At 68.9% G+C, this 17,408-nt stretch carries 17 protein-coding genes; 9 read left to right on the top strand and 8 right to left on the bottom strand.

Annotated elements, in window-relative coordinates:
• Positions 1-13 precede the first annotated feature (13 nt).
• From JJB11_RS02040 to JJB11_RS02030, 3 genes are all read left to right on the top strand, one after another.
• Positions 14-1,093: a class I SAM-dependent methyltransferase gene (locus JJB11_RS02040; protein ID WP_201166996.1), complete on the top strand. Its 1,080-nt coding sequence runs from the start codon at positions 14-16 to the stop codon at positions 1,091-1,093.
• Positions 1,094-1,171: 78 nt separating this feature from the next.
• On the top strand, positions 1,172-1,366 hold the full coding sequence (locus JJB11_RS02035) for a DUF2905 domain-containing protein (protein ID WP_201166234.1): 195 nt from the start codon (positions 1,172-1,174) through the stop codon (positions 1,364-1,366).
• A 4-nt stretch (positions 1,367-1,370) separates the two neighbouring features.
• Positions 1,371-2,297, top strand: a complete 927-nt coding sequence (locus JJB11_RS02030; protein WP_201166233.1) for an ROK family protein — start codon at positions 1,371-1,373, stop codon at positions 2,295-2,297.
• Here the strand turns inward: JJB11_RS02030 and JJB11_RS02025 are convergent.
• The 3 genes from JJB11_RS02025 to JJB11_RS02015 form a co-directional block, all read right to left on the bottom strand.
• Positions 2,270-3,511: a multifunctional CCA addition/repair protein gene (locus JJB11_RS02025; RefSeq protein ID WP_201166232.1), complete on the bottom strand. Its 1,242-nt coding sequence runs from the start codon at positions 3,509-3,511 to the stop codon at positions 2,270-2,272. The two genes, JJB11_RS02030 and JJB11_RS02025, sit on opposite strands and share 28 nt — an antisense overlap.
• 46 nt (positions 3,512-3,557) lie before the next feature.
• Entirely contained in the window at positions 3,558-4,244 is a 687-nt protein-coding gene (locus JJB11_RS02020; RefSeq protein ID WP_201166231.1) for a glutathione S-transferase family protein, read from the bottom strand.
• A gap of 308 nt (positions 4,245-4,552) precedes the next feature.
• Positions 4,553-6,538 (bottom strand): lytic transglycosylase domain-containing protein, encoded by a 1,986-nt coding sequence (locus JJB11_RS02015; protein ID WP_201166230.1) that lies wholly within the window; start codon positions 6,536-6,538, stop codon positions 4,553-4,555.
• Between the two features lie 9 nt (positions 6,539-6,547).
• Between JJB11_RS02015 and JJB11_RS02010 the strand changes: the two genes are divergently transcribed.
• Positions 6,548-7,150 carry a 5-formyltetrahydrofolate cyclo-ligase gene (locus JJB11_RS02010; RefSeq protein WP_201166229.1) on the top strand — a complete coding sequence of 201 codons (603 nt, stop codon included), beginning with the start codon at positions 6,548-6,550 and terminating at the stop codon, positions 7,148-7,150.
• 6 nt (positions 7,151-7,156) lie between these two features.
• On the opposite strand, the gene JJB11_RS02005 is transcribed toward JJB11_RS02010, so the two are convergent.
• Positions 7,157-8,137, bottom strand: coding sequence for a LysR substrate-binding domain-containing protein (locus tag JJB11_RS02005; RefSeq protein WP_201166228.1), 981 nt, complete (start codon positions 8,135-8,137; stop codon positions 7,157-7,159).
• Between the two features lie 115 nt (positions 8,138-8,252).
• Here JJB11_RS02005 and JJB11_RS02000 point away from each other — a divergent pair, with 115 nt between their 5' ends.
• The 3 genes from JJB11_RS02000 to JJB11_RS01990 all read left to right on the top strand — a co-directional run bounded on the left by JJB11_RS02000 (position 8,253) and on the right by JJB11_RS01990 (position 10,255).
• The gene (locus tag JJB11_RS02000) at positions 8,253-8,738 is read left to right on the top strand and encodes a DUF2917 domain-containing protein (RefSeq protein ID WP_201166227.1); all 486 of its coding nucleotides are present in this window, start codon (positions 8,253-8,255) and stop codon (positions 8,736-8,738) included.
• Positions 8,739-8,834: 96 nt separating this feature from the next.
• On the top strand, positions 8,835-9,824 hold the full coding sequence (locus JJB11_RS01995; protein ID WP_201166226.1) for an MBL fold metallo-hydrolase: 990 nt from the start codon (positions 8,835-8,837) through the stop codon (positions 9,822-9,824).
• Between the two features lie 128 nt (positions 9,825-9,952).
• Positions 9,953-10,255 (top strand): hypothetical protein, encoded by a 303-nt coding sequence (locus tag JJB11_RS01990; RefSeq protein ID WP_201166225.1) that lies wholly within the window; start codon positions 9,953-9,955, stop codon positions 10,253-10,255.
• Here JJB11_RS01990 and JJB11_RS01985 read toward each other — a convergent pair whose 3' ends face one another.
• Positions 10,256-11,389 (bottom strand): MFS transporter, encoded by a 1,134-nt coding sequence (locus JJB11_RS01985; protein WP_201166224.1) that lies wholly within the window; start codon positions 11,387-11,389, stop codon positions 10,256-10,258. It abuts the gene before it with no gap.
• On the bottom strand, positions 11,386-12,219 hold the full coding sequence (locus tag JJB11_RS01980) for a DUF6279 family lipoprotein (RefSeq protein ID WP_201166223.1): 834 nt from the start codon (positions 12,217-12,219) through the stop codon (positions 11,386-11,388). Before JJB11_RS01980 ends, JJB11_RS01985 begins: the two co-directional genes overlap by 4 nt.
• A 64-nt stretch (positions 12,220-12,283) precedes the next feature.
• Between JJB11_RS01980 and glmU the strand changes: the two genes are divergently transcribed.
• On the top strand, positions 12,284-13,687 hold the full coding sequence (gene glmU, locus JJB11_RS01975) for a bifunctional UDP-N-acetylglucosamine diphosphorylase/glucosamine-1-phosphate N-acetyltransferase GlmU (RefSeq protein WP_201166222.1): 1,404 nt from the start codon (positions 12,284-12,286) through the stop codon (positions 13,685-13,687).
• Here the strand turns inward: glmU and JJB11_RS01970 are convergent.
• Positions 13,647-14,186 (bottom strand): Lrp/AsnC family transcriptional regulator, encoded by a 540-nt coding sequence (locus tag JJB11_RS01970; RefSeq protein WP_201166221.1) that lies wholly within the window; start codon positions 14,184-14,186, stop codon positions 13,647-13,649. The genes glmU and JJB11_RS01970 overlap by 41 nt on opposite strands.
• 120 nt (positions 14,187-14,306) lie before the next feature.
• On the opposite strand from JJB11_RS01970, the gene glmS reads away from it, so the two are divergent.
• Complete coding sequence (glmS, locus tag JJB11_RS01965; RefSeq protein WP_201166220.1) at positions 14,307-16,151, top strand: glutamine--fructose-6-phosphate transaminase (isomerizing); 1,845 nt, start codon at positions 14,307-14,309, stop codon at positions 16,149-16,151.
• A 173-nt stretch (positions 16,152-16,324) separates the two neighbouring features.
• On the opposite strand, the gene JJB11_RS01960 is transcribed toward glmS, so the two are convergent.
• Entirely contained in the window at positions 16,325-16,831 is a 507-nt protein-coding gene (locus JJB11_RS01960) for a TniQ family protein (RefSeq protein ID WP_201166219.1), read from the bottom strand.
• Positions 16,832-17,408: the final 577 nt, after the last annotated feature.

Below are 17,408 nucleotides of genomic sequence, written 5' to 3'. Positions count from 1 at the left end.
GAATTCCCATGCAATGAGTGTAACGACCGGGCTGCAGAAGCTCATCGCCGAGCAGGTCGCCCGGGCGGGCGGCTGGCTTCCTTTCGATCGCTACATGGCCCTGGCGCTGTACGCGCCCGGGCTGGGTTACTACGCGAACACCTCGCGCAAGTTCGGCACCATGCCGGCATCGGGCAGCGATTTCGTGACGGCGCCCGAGATGAGCCCGCTGTTCGGCCAGTGCCTGGCGGTGCAGGTGGAAGAAGCCCTGCAGCGCACCGCGACCACCGAGCTGTGGGAGTTCGGGGCCGGCTCCGGCGCGTTGGCGCGGGAACTGCTGCAGGCGCTGGGACCCCGGGTGCAGCGCTACACGATCGTGGAGTTGTCGGCGTCCCTGCGCGAACGGCAGCGTGAGGCGCTGGCCGCCTTCGGCGATCGGGTGCAGTGGGTGTCGGAGCTGCCCCAGTCCATGGACGGCGTGGTGATCGGCAACGAGGTGCTCGACGCGATGCCGGTGAAGCTGCTCGCCCGCAAGAACCTCCTGTGGCACGAGCGCGGCGTCACGCTCCAGGACGGCCGCCTCGCCTGGTCCGACGTGCTCACGCACCTGCGGCCCCCGGTGGAGCCCGCCGGCACGCACGACTACCTCACCGAACTGCACCATCACGCGCAGGCCTTCGTGCGCACGCTGGGCGAGCGGCTGGCGCAGGGCGCCGCCTTCTTCTTCGATTACGGATTCCCCGAAGCGGAGTACTACCACCCGCAACGCCACATGGGCACGCTGATGTGCCACCGCGGGCACCTGGCCGATCCCGATCCGCTGGACGCACCGGGCGAGAAGGACATCACCAGCCACGTCGATTTCACCGGCGTCGCGGTCGCGGCGCAGGAGGTCGGCTTGCCGACCCTGGGCTATGCGACGCAGGGCCGCTTCCTCATCAATTGCGGCATCGTCGAACGCATGGCGGCGCTGCCTATCGCGCAGCAGGCCGCAGCCCAGCGCCTGGTCGCGGAGCACGAGATGGGCGAGCTGTTCAAGGTGATCGCCTTCCAGCGCGGGCCCTTCTGGAACGCGATCGGCTTCCGCTTCGGCGACCGCACCCACACGCTGTGAACCGGCGGTGCCCTGCGCGCCGGCGGGTCCCCTGCTGCCGCAGGCCCGCGCGGCCGTTCCTGGCCCTACACTGCACCCATGATCCGCTGGATGTTCGTCATCTTCCTCGCGCTGATTTTCATCAGCTGGTTCTCGCCCGTGCTGCAGAAGTTCGGGTTCGGGCGCCTGCCGGGGGACCTGCGCTTCCGCCTGTTCGGGCGCGAGATGTTCGTGCCGCTGACCTCGACCATTCTCCTGAGCATGATTGCGTCGGTGATCGCGAAGTACCTCTGAATCCATGAAAGCCTGCATCGACATCGGCGGCACGAAGCTCGCCGTCAGCCTCAACAGCGGCGCCGGGCTCGAGCTGGTGGGCAGCCGCAGCGAGCCCACGGCCAAGACCGGCAGCCACGACGCGGTGGCGCGCCAGATCATCCGCATGGTGGACGAAGCCTGTGCCGACGTCGGCATCGATCCTTCGCGCGTGCAGCGCGCGGGCGTGGCCTCCGCCGGACCGTTCGTGCTGAATGCCGGGCTGGTCGAACTCGCGAGTCCCAACATCTGCGGCGGCCTCGCCGGCCCGGCGCGCGGCCTGCCGAACGACTGGATGACTGCCACGCTCGAAGCGCCGCTGCGGCAGCGCTTCAAGGAAGGCGTGCGCGTCGAGAACGATGCGGTGTCGGCCCTGGAGGCCGAGCGCCGCTGGGGTGCACTGCAGGGCTTCGACCACTGCGCCTTCGTCACTTGGAGCACGGGCGTCGGGATGGGCCTGTGCGTGGACGGCCAGGTGCTGCGCGGCAAGAACGGCAACGCCGGCCACGGCGGCCACATGTTCGTCAGCGACAACGACGATGCTCTGTGCGGCTGCGGCAACATCGGCGACGTCGAGGCGCTGGTCGGGGGCAACGCGGTGGCGCGGCGCCTCGGCGCCGACGCCGCCACGCTCATGCACCGGGTGCGTGCCGGCGAGGCTTCGGCGATCGCCGTGGTCGACGAGCTGTGCCGCGTGATGGGGCGCGCGCTGTACAACATCGCGGTGATGCTGGACCTGCAGCGCATCAGCCTGGGCGGCAGCGTGTTCACCAACAACAAGGACTATCTGCTGCCGCGCCTGCAGGACCAGTTGCGCGGCAAGCTGCCTGCGCTCACGGCCGGGTGCGAGCTGGTCGCGGCCGGCCTCGGCGATCGCGTGGGCGACTACGCGGCGCTGGCCCTGCTCGTCTGAAGGTCGTGCACGACCTGCACGCGGGCGTGCTGGATGCGCTCGCCGATCGCCTCGCCTGAGAGGCCCTGATCGCGCGCCTGCGCGGCCAGCGTGGCGGTGTCCACCGCGCGTGCGGCGGTCAGCGCCGCAAGCAGGCGCTCGCGCTGCGGATAGGCCTGCTCCTCGAGTCCCAGCCGGCCGCGCGCATCGCACTCGCAGGCCAGCAGCACCTGCTCAAATCGTTGCGGCTTGCGGAAGGCATCGCAGCGCTCCAGCAGCCGCACGATGGCGGCCGCGCCGAACTCCCCGCTGCGATGGATGTTGCCGTGCTCTCGCGCAACCACGTCGGCCAGCTCGCGGCAGTCGTTGGGCACGCGCAGGCGGTTGCACAGGCCTTGCAGCAGCTTCGCGCTGCGCTGTTCGTGCCCGATGTGCCGCGGCAGCACGTCGGCCGGCGTGGTCCCCTTGCCCAGGTCGTGCGTGAGGCAGGCGAAGCGCACGGCCAGCGGCGCATCCAGGCGCGCGCTCATGTCGAGCACCATCATGTTGTGCACGCCGGTGTCCACCTCGGGGTGGTAGTCGGCGCGCTGTGGAACGCCCCAGAGCCGATCGACCTCGGGCAGGATGCGCGCCAGCGCGCCGCAGTCCCGCAGCACCTCGAACATGCGCGAAGGCCTCTCCTCCATCAGGCCGCGCGCGAGCTCCTGCCAGACCCGCTCGGGCACCAGGTGGTCCGCCTCGCCGTCCGCCACCATGGCGCGCATGAGCTCCAGCGTCTCCGGCGCGAGGCTGAAGTCATGGAAGCGCGCAGAGAAGCGCGCGACCCGCAGGATGCGCACCGGGTCTTCGCGGAAGGCGTCGGTGACGTGGCGCAGCAGCTTGCGGCGCAGGTCCTGCTGGCCGCCGTAGGGATCGATCAGCGATCCGTCCTCGGCCTGCGCGATCGCATTGATGGTGAGGTCGCGCCGGGCCAGGTCCTGCTCCAGCGTGACGTCCGGGGCGGCCTGGAAGCTGAAGCCGTGGTAGCCGCGGCCGGTCTTCCGCTCGGTGCGCGCGAGCGCGTATTCCTCGCGCGTCTCGGGATGCAGGAACACCGGGAAGTCCTTGCCGACCGGCAGGTAGCCGGCGTCGATCATGGCATCGGGCGTGGCGCCCACCACCACCCAGTCGGTGTCGTTGACCGGCAGGCCCAGCAGCGCATCCCGGACCGCACCCCCCACGCGGAAGCTTCGCATGGGCGCAGTGTAAGGGCGGGCGCCGGGCCCACCCCGCTGCGCCGTGCTAGCCGCGCCCGGTGCGGTACGGCTCCTCGAAGTCGAGGAAGTCCTGTTCGGCCAGCGCCTCGTCGATCCAGGCCTTCACCCCCGGCAGCGCGCACACGCGCCGCACGTAGTCGGTGACGGGACCGGGCACCGGCAGCTGGTAGGTGCGCAGGCGCATGCACACGGGGGCGAAGAAGGCGTCGGCGATGCTGAAGTCGCCGAACAGCATCGGCCCGCGGTGTTCCTGCAGCAGGTCCGTCCACATGCCCACGAGGCGCTGCACGTCGGCGCGCAGCCCCGGCTGGTCGCGCCAGGCAAGGGCGCCTGCCTGCGGCAGCGACGCCTCGATGTTCATCGGGCAATGCGTGCGCAGCGCGGTGAAGCCGGAGTGCATCTCGGCGCAGACGCTGCGCGCGCGTGCCCGGGCCCGCACGTCCGCGGGCCACAACTGCCGCTCGGGAAAGCGCTCGGCCAAGTACTCGGCGATGGCCATCGTGTCCCAGATGGCGAAGCCGTCGTCCACCAGCACGGGGACGCGCCCCGCCGGGTTCACCTTGAGCACGGTGCGCTTGAATCCGGAGTCGCCTTCGAGCGCCTCGAAGCGGACCATCCGTTCCTCGAAAGCGATCCCCGCCTGCTTCATGAGCACCCACGGGCGCATGGACCAGGACGAGTAGTTCTTGTTGCCGATGTACAGCGTCAGCATGACGGCCTCCTTGTGATGGCCGCCATGCTAGCGGTCCTCGCGGCGGCGATTGATGCGAAAGCCGGCAGGGATTGATGAGCCGCCGAGGGTCGCGCAGCGAACCCAGGCAATCCGGCATCACGCGGGAAGCTGGGGTTCGCCTGCGGCTCACCGCCAGCCTACGGTCTGCGCTTCACCCGTGGCCCATGGTCTGCGCTTTACCCGGGAACTGCGTAGGCTGGCGGTGAGCACCGCGAACCCCAGCGATCCAGCGCGGCAGCAAGCCGAGGTTCGCACAATGGGGCCACGCGACCCGCCTGACCGGGCCGCTACGGCAGGTCGATGTTGGGCGTCGGCAGCGTGACGTCGCGCGGGCCGATCATGCCCAGCCGCGCCTTCAGCGACTGCGGCTGTCCGGTGAGCATCGCCGCGTAGAGCGTGGTGTTGGCCAGCACCTTCTTCACGTAATCGCGAGTCTCCTGGAACGGCACGGTCTCCGCCCAGGCCGCACCCTCCAGCACCGGCCCGTTGCGCCAGGCGCGCGACCGGCTCGGGCCCGCGTTGTACGCCGCCGCGGCCATGGGCATGGATCCGCCGAAATCGTCCAGCACGAGCTTGAGGTAGCCGGTGCCGATGGCGATGTTGGTGTCCTTCTCCCCCAGCTGGTCCACCGTGAAGCCGCTCAAGCCCAGCTTGCGGGCGGTCCAGCGCGCCGTCGCGGGCATCACCTGCATCAGGCCGTGCGCGCCCACGCCCGAGCGCGCCTCGGTCACGAAGCGGCTTTCCTGCCGGATCAGGCCGTACACATAGGCCGGGTCGAGATCGATTTCCTTCGCGCGCTGGACCACCGCGTCGCGGAACGGCATCGGGAAGCGCTGTTCGAAATCGAACTCGGTCCGGGTGCGCTCGCTCGTGTTGATGCAACGGTCCCAGACTTCGCGCTCGCAGGCGTACTGCGCCGCAGCCAGCAGCTCGCGGTCGGTGTAGCCGCCGCTGCGGTGCAGGTTGGTGGTGTAGTTCCACTCCCGGGTGCCTTCCGGGCGCAGGCCGATCGAGATCGCGTACAGGGCGCGGGTGAGCCCGGGCTCCTGGCGCGCGGCCTTCTTCTCGTCGTCGGTCAGCGGCGCCGGCTTGGGCGGCACGGTGATCGGGCGGCCGAGCTCCTCCAGCGCGAGCTGTTCGTAGAAGCCGCGCGGCGAAGCGATGGAGTCCAGCAGCCTTTCGGCCTCGCCCCGCTGGGCTTCGGAGGGCTTGCTGGCCGCGAGCAGGGCGCGGGCCCGCCAGTAGGTCCAGGCGGGGTCCGCCTTGGCGTCCTCGCTCATGGCGCCGATCGCCTCCTGCACGTTGCGCCAGTCGGGACCGCCCGGGGCGCGCAGCGCGGCGCGCACCTTCCAGCCCAGCAGCTCGTCGCTCAGGTAGCGGTCATGCTGCACCTTCGAGAAGTAGCCGTCGGCTGCCGGCAGCATGCGGTACGCCGCCTGCCGGCCGATCACGCCCCACACCCAGTCGCGCTCCTCGGGGTGGATCTGCGGGCCCCATTTGCTCTCCAGCTGGTTCGCCGCGTTCTCCACGTCGGTCGTGGCCAGCTTGATCAGCGCCAGGCCCACGACTTCGCGGCGCATGCGCGAAGCGGCGAACACCTTGCTGGTCAGGAACTTGGTCGGATGGGCATTGAGCTCCGCCAGCAGGGGCAGGGCATCGGGCTTGACCATCTGCAAGGCGGCGGTGGCAGCGCGGACGCGGCCGGTTTCCACCGCCTGCCGCACTTTGCGCCACGCGTCGGAGGAGGTCACGTGCGAGCCCGGCTTGTCCAGCAGCGTGGCGGCCGCGAGCGTGCAGCCGTCGTCGGCCTCGCGCTGCGCCAGCCAGTTGCGGCGCACGTCCTCCGACACGGCGGGGATCGTGCTCGCATCCCGCTGCGCCTGCACGAGCAGGGCGTAGCAGCGGACTTCCCGGTCGTCCTTCATGCGGAACTTGGGATATTCCTGCGCGAAGGTGTCCCAGTCGCGCCGTTCGCCCAGTAGTTGCAGCCAGTCGTTACGCAGCCGGTCTTCCTGATAGGTTCCGGCGTACCGTGCGAGGAACTGCTGGATTTCGGACGGGCCGGCCGTATCGAGGCGCGCCCGCAGCTCCCAGTAGGCGGCCCAGGGTTCGAGCACATGGCCCTGGGCAAGCGGCAGCAGCTGGGTGAGACGCGCCCGGTTGCCGGCCGCGAACGCCCTCTGCATGTCGAGGATGACGTCGTCACGGGGCTGCGCCTGGACGCATCCGGCGAGGACGATCACCAGGGATGCCAGAATCGTTCTCAACTTCATCGGGGAATTATGGACAGGTCGGAAGAAAAGAAGGTATTGCGCCAAAGGCTCATATCTCAACGCCTGAACATGCCGGACCGCCTACGCCGTGCGGACATGCTGCAGCAGGTCATGCGCATCTGGCTGGTGCGACGCTCCGACACGGTCATTGGCGCGTACTGGCCGATCAAGGGGGAATTCGATCCGCTGCCTGCCCTGCATCGCTGGAAGGAAGACGGCGAGCTGCTCGACGAACCGCAGCCCCGCCGCATCGGGCTGCCAGTGGTCGACAAGGTGAATCAGACGCTGAAGTTCCATGCATGGTTCCCCGGCTGCCCGATGGAAGAGGACGCGTTCGGCATCCCGAAGCCGAAGGACACCGAGGTGATCGTGCCCACGCTGCTGTTCGTGCCCCTCGTGGGCTATGGCGTCGGCGGCTACCGGCTGGGCTACGGCGGCGGCTTCTACGACCGCACGCTGGCCCAGCTGCAGCCGCGTCCCTACACCGCGGGCCTCGGATTCGCCGCCGGCTTCGTGCCGCGCATGGAGCCCGAGCCGCACGACGTGCCGCTCGACGCCATCCTGAACGAGCTGGGCGTGGTCTGGCCCATGTCGCTGGACGAGGGCGACTGACCGGGCTCAGTCGATGTTGTCGATGGTGTCGGGGTCCGGCACTTCGCCGATGGTCTCGCGCGTGATCCGGCTTTGCCCCATCAGCCATTCGCAGAAGGCGCGGATCTCCGGCCGCTGCGCGCTGCGCGGCCCGACCAGCAGCCAGTAGGCCATGGGAGAGTCCATGCGCAAGCGGGGCAGCGGCTCGATCAGGTCGCCGTTGGCGAGGCTCTCCGCCACCAGGGGCAGGCGCGCCAGCACGACCCCCTGGCCCGCCAGCGCCGCCTGCACCATCTGGTACGCATAGTTGAAGTAGAGCCAGCGCTTGGGCTGCAGCTTGGCCAGCCCGTGCTCGTCGAACCAGCGCCGCCAGGTCAGCCACTCCAGGTGCGTCTGGTGCGCGTCGCCGGCTTCGATCAACGTGAACTGGGCGACGTCGGCGGGCCGCGCGAGGGGGCGCTCCTTCAACAGCCAGGGGCTCGCGACCGGCGTGAGCTGCTCGCCGAACAGCCGCACCGCCTGCGCCGGCATCGTCGCCATCGGCCCGTAGCGCAGGGCGAGGTCGACATCCGCGATCTCCAGGTCGAGCGGCGTGTCGGTGGCGTCGATGCGGATGTCGATGTCCGGGTTGTCGCGCTGGAACTGCTCCAGGCGCGGGATCAGCCACATCGAGGCGAAGGACGCGAAGGTGGTGAGCGCGACCGAGCGGCGGCCCGCACTCTGGCGGATCTGGCGCACGGCGTTGTCGATGCGCGGCAGCGATTGCGACACGGCCATCAGCAACTGCGCGCCGGCGCTCGTGAGCTCCACGGCGCGCGTGTGCCGCAGGAACAGGCTCACGCCCACTTCTTCTTCCAGCGACTGGATCTGGCGGCTCACGGCGGACTGCGTCAGCGCCATCTCCTCCGCGGCCGCGCGGAAGTTCAGGTGGCGGGCGACGGCCTCGAAGGCGCGGAGGTGGCCGGCGGCGATCGGCCGGGTGCGCAAATGGGTTTGCGAATGCTGCATGGGCGGAGCGGCGATTGATGCGGAAGCGGAATCAATAGCGTAGCGGGATTTCATTGGACCACCAAACGGGCGTGACAGATCATTCCATTCCGAAAAGCCATTGCCGGAGTCCATCATGAACAGCCGCAGCCTGCCCGCTTTCCTCGCATCCGCGCCCGCGTCCGCCCTGCCGGGCAGTTGGAAGCTGGCGCGCGGCCGGGCCATCACGCTGCGCCCGACCGCCGACGGCATCGTCCGTGTCGCGCACGGGCGCGTGTGGGCTACGGTGGAAGGGCCGCACGGTCGCACGCCCGACGACGCCGGCGACCACATCCTGGAAGTGGGCGAGGCGATGCCCGTGCGGGCCGGCCAGAACGTCGTGATGGAAGCCTGGAACGCGAGTGGCGCGTCCTACTTCACGTGGGATCCGGCGCCCGTGGCGGAAGCGGCGGCGCGTCCGCGCCTGAACTTCGCAGGCGTGCTGCAGCCGCTGGCCGACCTGCGCATGGCGTTCGCCATCGCGCTGCGTGCGGCGGGGCAACTGGCGACAGGCCTGACGCGGCTCGCCTGGGATGCGGCGCGCGGCGGGCGGCGCATGTCCGCCTGCTCGCACACGGCCTGAGTCGAATGCCGGGAGCGCGGCTCTCGTTCAACAATGCGTAACGCGTTACGCTAAGTAGAATGAGGGCCGACCGCACGCCCCCCAGCAGGAGACTCCATGAGCAAAGCCTTTGCCAGCCAGGCCGACCTGGCCGACAAGAAGATCACCTTCGAACAACTGTCCGCCCATTGCTGGGCCTACACCGCCGAGGGCGATCCCAATTCCGGCGTGATCATCGGCGACAAGTACGTGATGGTGAGCGACTGCACGGCGACGCCCTCGATGGCGCGCGACCTGATCGCCCACATCCGCAAGATCACCGACAAGCCGATCAAGTACGTGCTGCTGACGCACTACCACGCCGTGCGCGTGCTGGGCGCCAGCGCGTACTTCAAGGAAGGCGCAACCGAGATCATCGCCAGCCAGGGCACCTACGAGCTGATCGCGGAGCGCGGCAAGGAGGACATGCAGTCCGAGATGGACCGCTTCCCACGCCTGTTCCGCAATGCCGAAGAGATCCCGGGCCTCACCTGGCCCACGCTCGTGATCGGCGGCGGCGTCCCCGGCAAGGGCGAAGTGCCGGGCCGCCTGACGGTCGATCTCGGTGGCGTGCGCGTGCAGATCTGGTCGCCCGGCAACGGGCACACGCGCGGCGACACGGTGGCGTGGGTCGAGGAGGAGAAGGTCCTGTTCTCCGGCGACCTGGTCGAGTTCAACGCCGGCGTGTACACCGGTGATGCGCACCTGGCCGAGTGGCCGGCCACGCTGGAGACGCTGAAGTCGCTGAAGGCGAAGGCGCTGGTGCCCGGCCGCGGCGAAGCGCTGAAGGGCGAGGAGCAGGTTGCCGCCGGCATCGGCTACACGCAGCGTTGGGTGGAGACGCTGTTCCGCTGCGCGAAGGAAGCGGCCGCCGCCAACATGGATCTCAAGGCGGCGATGAAGCACACGCGCAAGGCCATGGATCCGATCTTCGGCCACGTCTTCATCTACGAGCACTGCCTGCCCTTCGACGTGAGCCGCGCGTTCGACGAAGCCCGCGGCGTGGCGATCCCGCGCGTGTGGACGGCCGAGCGCGACAAGGAAATGTGGGCGTCCCTGCAGGACTGAGCGGCTGGTACGTCGTAGGCGGTCGCCGACAGGGCCGCCTGCTGCCGGACGACAGGCAAGCCGGTGCGGGCTTCCTAGGCTGGACGGGTTGCGCCTGCCGGGCGCGGCCATCCACGAGGAAAACGACCATGAACGACGACAAGTCCACGCAGCGCAACCTGCAGCAGCAGCCCCCGCGCGAAAGCGATCCGCAGCAGCAGCGTTCGGGCGACACCGATTTCCAGCCGCGTCCTGAAGGGCAGCAGGACGGGGTGGAGGGCGAAGGCAGCTACACGGCGACGCGCGACTACCAGAAGAACATCAAGGAGTACATGGAGAAGGCGGACATCGCGAAGAATGCGGAGGAGTCCAAGCCGCGCTCCGAGTCGGAAGCGCGCGAACTCGAACAGGCGGAGCGCGAAGGCCGCTCGCACTCCAAGGGCGAGCGCTGATCAGTCCACCGCCCGGCGCGCCGCGATGAGCGCGCCCAGGGCGAGTAGCGACAGCGTGAGCGCCAGTCCCGGCGCGCCCCCGAACTGCAGCACCGAGCCGCTGGCCAGCGGCCCGAGCGTGCCGCCCCACGTATAGCCCGTGATCATGGCGGCCGTGCCGCCGGCGGTGGCGCGTCCCGCGAAGGCATGCGCCACCTGCACCATAGCCAGCGTATACAGCGCGCCGCCCACGCCGCCCCACACCAGGCCGCACGCCCACATCAACCAGGGCGCATGGACGGACCAGCCGATGGCCGCACTCGCCACCAGCAAGGCGACGGCGGCGCCCGTGAATACGCGGCGCAGCGAGAAGCGGTCCGCAGCCCACCCGGCCGGGTACTGCAGCAGGAAGCTGCCGACGCCGATCGCGCCGGCGACGCTCGCTGCCGCGCGCAGGCTCAGCCCGGACGCGGAAGCGTTCGCCGCCTCGACCGCGCCCAGTCCCGCCTCGAACACGCCGCCGCAAAAGGCAAGCCACGCCAGCCAGGGCACGCCCCGCAGGGCTTCCCAGGTGCCGGTGTGCGCGCGCGTCGCGCTGAGCGACACGTGAGGCCGCGCCGTGATGGCGAGCAGGAGGCAGCCCGCGACCATCGCCACCGCGAGCCACAAGGCCGTGCGTGCCTCGAGCCGGAACAGGCCCGGCAGGAAGGGCCCCACCGCGAGCGCGGCGCCCAGCGCGGTCTGGTACAGGCCCATGACGCGTCCGCGCATCTCGGGCGGCGCCTCTTCGGCGAGCAGGGCTTCGGTCGTGTTCCACAGGGCCGCCGCACCGCAGCCGGCGACGATCGACGAGGGCGCCCACACGGCCACGTGGTCCGCCACTGCGTAGCCGAGCACGCCCACGAGTTGCAGGCACGCGCCCGTGCGGTACGTGCGTACCGCGCCCCAGCGCTTCAGCACGCGCGGCATGACCGGGATCAGCAGGCCCACCATCAGGAACTGCAGCATGGCGAAGCCGCCCACGAAGGCCGTGCCGTGCCCCTCGCGCTGCAGCAGCACGGCGAGCACCGGGCCGGCCATGGCCGAGGCGGTGACGATCAGCGTGGTGGCGGCCCCCAGTCGCCAGATGAGGGCCAGCCCGGAACGGTCGCTCACCGGTCGTCCGCGGCCAGTTCGCGCAGGTCGCGCTGGTAGGCCCGCAGACGCCGGATCGCGTGCTCGCGCTGTTCCGGCGTCGTGCTGTGGTGGACCGCCGAGAACACCCGGCAGCCTTCCTGCACCAGTCCTTCCTGCCACGCGCGGTAGGCGGGATCCGGCGCGTGCTGCGCGCGGTCGAGCCAGTCGTGCAACTGCGTGGGCGCGTTCTCTGGCTTCACGCTGCCCTGCGACAACTTCCTGAGCACGTGCAGCAGGTCCTGCTGGCGCCGTTCGCGGTCGCGGAGGATGCGCTCCGGGTCGTAGTTCGATTGGGCGATGCCCTGGCGCAGCACGGCGCGCTGGGGCGCATCCAGTGAACCGTAGATGGATTCGAGCCGGTCCAGCATCTGGTGGTAACGCTTGGACTGCCGCTCCGCCGGCGGGACATCCACCCATTCCTCGCGGAAGCGCTCGTCGTTGCTGCGGAACTTGCGCTCGATGTGGCGCAGCTGCCCGGGGCTCAAGGTCGCCGCGATGGCTGCAGCCGCCGGCCCTGCCGCGTCCGCTACCAGGTGGAGGTGCTCCTGCACTTCCGCCACCACCGTGCAGGCCTGCTGCGGCGTGATGTCACCGGGGGCCATCTGCTCGATGCGCTGGAGCAGGTCCGCGAGCGCGGGCAACTGCTGGCGGTGCCACTCGCGCAGGCGATGCAGTTCTGTGCGGACGTGCGGCGCCTGCGCCTGCGTGAAATCGGCGTAGCTGTCGAGCCACCAGTACGCGACCTCGGGCAGCGTGCGGTAGCCCAGTCGGATCGCACTGCACCCCGACAGGCCCAGCAGCAGGGCCATCGCAAGGATAATGCCGGGGAGACGGCGAAAGTTGAGCAACTCCATGGTGGCGAAGGGTACGTGAATGACAGCAGTCGATGTCGTGGTGATGGCGGCCGGCAAGGGCACGCGCATGAAGAGCCGGACGGCGAAGGTCCTGCACCGGCTGGGCGGACGGCCCCTCATCGCGCATGTGATGGACACCGCGCACGCGCTGGCTGCGCGCCGGACCATCGTCATCACCGGCCACGGCGCCGAGGACGTTGAAGGCTGGCTGCGTTCCGCTGCGGCCGCGCAGGGACGCCCCTCGCCCGACTTCGTGCGCCAGGAGCCGCAACTGGGCACGGGCCACGCGGTGCAGCAGGCGGTCCCGGTGCTGCCCGATGACGGCATTGCCCTGATCCTCAACGGCGACGTGCCCCTGATCCGGCCGGAAACCCTGCAGGCGCTGGTGGACAAGTGCGGCGGCGAGCGCCTGGCGCTGCTCACCGTGGAGATGGCGGACCCGACCGGCTACGGCCGCATCCTGCGCCGGGGCGATGCGGTGCAGGCGATCGTGGAGCACAAGGACGCGAGCGCCGCGCAGCGCGGCATCCGCGAGGTCTATACCGGCTTCATGGCGGTGCCGGAGCGCAAGCTCAAGACCTGGCTGGCGCGGCTCTCCAACGACAACGCCCAGCGCGAGTACTACCTGACGGACATCGTGCAGTTTGCGGTGGCGGACGGCTGCGAGGTCGTGGCCTCGCCGGCGGCTGAGCAGGTCGAGGTGGATGGCGTGAACAGCCCGCTGCAGCTTGCCGCGCTGGAGCGTGCCTTCCAGTCGCGCCAGGCGAATGCGCTCATGGAGCAGGGCGTGCGGCTCGCCGATCCGGCGCGCTTCGACCTGCGCGGACGCCTGTCCTGCGGGCAGGACGTGGAGATCGACGTCAACTGCGTGTTCCAGGGCGAAGTGAGCCTCGGCGACAACGTGCGCATCGGGCCCAACTGCGTGATCTCCAACGCGAAGATCGCGGCCAATGTCGTGCTGCAGGCCTACACGCACATCGAAGGCGAAGAAGCCGGCGTCGAGATCGGCGAGGGCGCCTTGATCGGCCCCTTCGCCCGGTTGCGGCCCGGCGCGCAGCTGGGCCCCGAGGTCCACATCGGCAACTTCGTCGAGGTGAAGAACTCGACGCTCGCCCGCGGCGCCAAGGCCAACCACCTGGCCTACCTCGGCGACACCACCGTCGGCGAGCGCGTCAACTACGGCGCGGGCAGCATCACCGCCAACTACGACGGCGCCAACAAGAACCGCACGGTGATCGAAGCGGACGTGCACGTCGGCAGCAATTGCGTGCTGGTGGCGCCCGTGACGGTGGCGAAGGGCGGCACCATTGGCGCCGGTTCCGTCGTCAACAAGAACACCGAGCCCGGCGCGCTCACGGTGGCGCGCGCGAAGCAGGTGAGCATCACGAACTGGCAGCGCCCGAAGAAGGCGGCGAAGAAGTAGCCCGCTCGCCGCGCGCGGGCAGCGGGATGCGCGGGCGGAACTTCGCGCGCTTCACCGAGAAGAACGCCTTCACGTTGCGCACGTTCGCGTCGCTCGTGAACAGGCGCTGCGCAAGCGCGAGGTAATCCTGCATGTCGCGCGCATAGACGATCAGGACGAAGTCGGGGCCCGGCGAAACCCGGTAGCACTGCTGCACCGCCTCGTCCGCACTCACCCGCTCCTCGAACGCCTCCTGCTCCTCGTTGCCCTGGCGGTCCAGCGACACCTCCACGACGGCCTCGAGCCCGACTCCCAGCGCGGCAGAGAGGCGCTGCGGATTCAGCAGCGCGACTTCGCGCTCGATCAGCCCCGCGTCGCGCAGGCGTTTCACGCGGCGCAGGCAGGTGGCCGGGGAGATGTGGACGGCGGCCGCCAAGTCCTGGTTGCTGAGCGAGCTGTCGTCCTGAAGCTGGGTGAGCAGGGCGCAGTCGGTGGAATCCAGGTCAATATCGGCGGGCATTCTGCAATTTTATTGCGTGACTGCGAGCCCGCGCAATAAGATTCCATGGATCCTCAGATTTAGCAAACATATTCCATCTGGGGCTGCCTACAGTCGACGCATCACCTGAAAGGTCCAGCCATGTGCGGCATCGTCGGCGCGGTCTCCACCCGCAACATCGTCCCCATCCTCGTCCAGGGCTTGCAGCGCCTGGAGTACCGCGGCTATGACTCCTGCGGCGTCGCGGTATACGCCGACGGCCTGAAGCGCGCCCGCAGCACCGAGCGCGTCGCCGAGCTGATGGCGCAGGTCGAAAGCGAGAAGATCCAGGGCGGCACCGGCATCGCCCACACGCGCTGGGCCACGCACGGCGCGCCCGCCGTGCACAACGCGCATCCGCACTTCAGCCACGGGCCCGGCGAAGCGGCACCGACGGGCCCCGGCCGCATCGCGCTCGTCCACAACGGAATCATCGAGAACCACGACGAGCTGCGCGCCGCGCTGAAGGCCAAGGGTTACCGCTTCACCAGCCAGACCGACACCGAGGTCATCGCGCACCTGGTCGACAGCGTCTACGAAGGCGACCTGTTCGAGGCCGTGAAGACGGCCACGCGCCAGCTGCACGGCGCGTATGCGATCGCGGTGTTCTGCAAGGACGAACCGCATCGCGTGGTCGGCGCGCGGGAAGGCTCGCCGCTGGTGCTGGGTGTCGGCAAGGAGGAGAACTTCCTCGCCAGCGATGCGATGGCGCTCGCCGGCGTGACCGACCAGATCGTGTACCTGGAAGAGGGCGACCTGGCTGACCTGCAGCTCGGACGCTACTGGATCGTGGACCGCAATCACAAGCCGGTGACGCGGCCGGTCAAGACAGTCCAGGCGCACAGCGGCGCGGCCGAACTCGGGCCGTACCGCCACTACATGCAGAAGGAAATCTTCGAGCAGCCGCGCGCGATCGCCGACACGCTGCAGGGCGTGCAGAGCGCGACGCCCGAGCTGTTCGGCGACGGCGCCTACCGCGTGTTCAAGGAGGTGGACTCGGTGCTGATCCTCGCCTGCGGCACCAGCTACTACAGCGGCTGCACGGCCAAATACTGGCTCGAGTCGATCGCGAAGATCCCGACGCAGGTGGAGATCGCGAGCGAGTACCGCTACCGCGAGAGCGTTCCCAACCCGCGCACGCTGGTGGTGACGATCAGCCAGTCCGGCGAAACCGCAGACACGCTGGCGGCGCTGAAGCACGCGCGCTCGCTGGGCATGGAGAACACGTTGACGGTGTGCAACGTCTCCACATCAGCGATGGTGCGTGAATGCAAGCTCGCGTACATCACGCGCGCCGGCGTGGAGATCGGCGTCGCGTCGACCAAGGCCTTCACGACGCAGCTCGCGGGCCTGTTCCTGCTGACGCTGTCGCTCGCGCAGGTCCGCGGCAAGCTCACGGAGACGCAGGAAGCGCAGCACCTCAAGGACATGCGCCACCTGCCGACGGCGCTGCAGGCCGTGCTCGCGCTGGAGCCGCAGGTCATCGCCTGGGCCGAAGACTTCGCGGGCAAGGAGAACGCGCTGTTCCTGGGCCGCGGCATGCACTACCCGATCGCGCTGGAAGGCGCGCTCAAGCTCAAGGAGATCAGCTACATCCACGCCGAGGCCTATCCGGCCGGCGAGCTGAAGCACGGTCCGCTGGCGCTGGTCACCAGCGAGATGCCGGTGGTCACCGTCGCGCCGAACGACGCGCTGCTGGAGAAACTCAAGTCCAACATGCAGGAAGTGCGCGCGCGCGGCGGCGTGCTCTACGTCCTCGCCGACGCCGACAGCCGCATCGAAAGCAGCGAAGGCGTGCACGTGATCCGCATGCCGGAGCACTACGGCGTGCTCAGCCCGCTGCTGCACGTCGTGCCGCTGCAGCTGCTGGCGTATCACACGGCGCTGGCGCGCGGGACCGACGTGGACAAGCCGCGAAACCTTGCAAAGAGCGTGACAGTCGAATGACGCACGCTTTGCAGCGTGAGCGTTGTTCCTTCCAAATAAAGTCGAAAACAGGCAAAGACAGTCGCAAACTGGAAAATAGAGTCGTAAACGCAAGCTCTGTTGCGGCGCCAGGCGGCGCGCCCAGCGAGCTTGCGATGATGTCCTGATGCCGGTATGTTCGTGGACACGCTGAATCAGCGTCGTGTCGCTCGATTACAGCGTCTGCGCGCCACACGCGCAGCACAAAAGGCGCTGAAATCCCGAGCAAGCGCGGAATCAGGAAATTCCCTGGCAGTCGCAAGGTACCTCGTATCCGGCAGCACCCAGTCGAAGCGCTGCACACCGGTGGACTTCAGCAGCGAGCATCTGAGCCGATCACCATGCTTCGCGCAGAACCAGACTCCGGGTGCCTGGTGGGCCAAGTGCCGGTACGGCCAACCTGTCGATCTGACATCCTGTCCGATACACGTGGGGCAGCACTTCAGCGGGTGATTGGCCCCGAAGCGGCTGGTTAGCAGGCCCATCTTGTACTTGACGTGGCGGATATTCTCGCCACACATGCAGGCAAGTGAATTGTCGAGCGCTTCCGGATTCAGAAATGACTTGAAGAATCCGAGAAGGGTATGCCCGAAGATGATGTCAGACGCCGTTCCGATCAGACCTTTCGTCTCGTCGGCCAGGAAGGCGATTCGGTTCGGCAAGTCGTGGTGCCATCCCGACTTGTGCGGTGGTGGCGGCTTTCGCGCAGCTTACGGCCAAGGGTAACGCGAGCACCCGACGACCCATGGAGAGTTGCCGCAGGTCCGTGGCTGGATCCTGGCCGGAGTCTCATGATAGTCGGCCGTGCAGGAAAGTCCCGTGTCCATGAACGAGCTCGCCAACCCCGATCCGGTGGTTGCTGGTGCCCTTGCCGGTGGTGTCCTGACGCTACGACAGCCACCACCGGACTCCGACTCCCGTGAGAACACCCGTGCACTGCGGCGCGGTGAGGCGGCCGCAGTGCGGCTTCGCCGTGGGCGGGGTGCTCACAAACGCGGCGGGGCGGTGGCACCGGCATCACCACTCCCTTAACGGAGCTTCGGGATGACCTGTCCACAACTCTTTTCACTAAGCTGTGGGTTACCGCGCCAATTTGATAGGCCGGATTCGGCCACATCCGGCGCCGTGGTGTCGCCAGTTCCCACCTACGGTCCGTTCGCTCAATACCCCGTGCAGCCTGCGCCGGTCTAAGAAGGCGCGCCTGCGAAGAAGCACAGCGAGCTGTCGCGGCTCTCCCCC

The sequence above is a fragment of the Ramlibacter ginsenosidimutans genome (assembly GCF_016654015.1).
Taxonomy (GTDB): Bacteria; Pseudomonadota; Gammaproteobacteria; order Burkholderiales; family Burkholderiaceae_C; genus Ramlibacter; species Ramlibacter ginsenosidimutans.
Note: the sequence above shows the minus strand (reverse complement) of the source record. Positions and strands in the feature narration are given on the sequence as shown.

Coding starts and splice junctions, on each gene's coding strand:
- JJB11_RS02030 (WP_201166233.1), top strand. CDS start 1,371: ATGAAAGCCTGCATCGACATCGGCGGCACGAAGCTCGCCGTCAGCCTC.
- JJB11_RS02010 (WP_201166229.1), top strand. CDS start 6,548: ATGGACAGGTCGGAAGAAAAGAAGGTATTGCGCCAAAGGCTCATATCT.
- JJB11_RS02025 (WP_201166232.1), bottom strand. CDS start 3,511: ATGCGAAGCTTCCGCGTGGGGGGTGCGGTCCGGGATGCGCTGCTGGGC.
- glmU (WP_201166222.1), top strand. CDS start 12,284: ATGACAGCAGTCGATGTCGTGGTGATGGCGGCCGGCAAGGGCACGCGC.
- JJB11_RS01980 (WP_201166223.1), bottom strand. CDS start 12,219: ATGGCCCTGCTGCTGGGCCTGTCGGGGTGCAGTGCGATCCGACTGGGC.
- JJB11_RS01995 (WP_201166226.1), top strand. CDS start 8,835: ATGAGCAAAGCCTTTGCCAGCCAGGCCGACCTGGCCGACAAGAAGATC.
- JJB11_RS02020 (WP_201166231.1), bottom strand. CDS start 4,244: ATGCTGACGCTGTACATCGGCAACAAGAACTACTCGTCCTGGTCCATG.
- glmS (WP_201166220.1), top strand. CDS start 14,307: ATGTGCGGCATCGTCGGCGCGGTCTCCACCCGCAACATCGTCCCCATC.
- JJB11_RS02035 (WP_201166234.1), top strand. CDS start 1,172: ATGATCCGCTGGATGTTCGTCATCTTCCTCGCGCTGATTTTCATCAGC.
- JJB11_RS02015 (WP_201166230.1), bottom strand. CDS start 6,538: ATGAAGTTGAGAACGATTCTGGCATCCCTGGTGATCGTCCTCGCCGGA.
- JJB11_RS01970 (WP_201166221.1), bottom strand. CDS start 14,186: ATGCCCGCCGATATTGACCTGGATTCCACCGACTGCGCCCTGCTCACC.
- JJB11_RS02000 (WP_201166227.1), top strand. CDS start 8,253: ATGAACAGCCGCAGCCTGCCCGCTTTCCTCGCATCCGCGCCCGCGTCC.
- JJB11_RS01990 (WP_201166225.1), top strand. CDS start 9,953: ATGAACGACGACAAGTCCACGCAGCGCAACCTGCAGCAGCAGCCCCCG.
- JJB11_RS02040 (WP_201166996.1), top strand. CDS start 14: ATGAGTGTAACGACCGGGCTGCAGAAGCTCATCGCCGAGCAGGTCGCC.
- JJB11_RS02005 (WP_201166228.1), bottom strand. CDS start 8,137: ATGCAGCATTCGCAAACCCATTTGCGCACCCGGCCGATCGCCGCCGGC.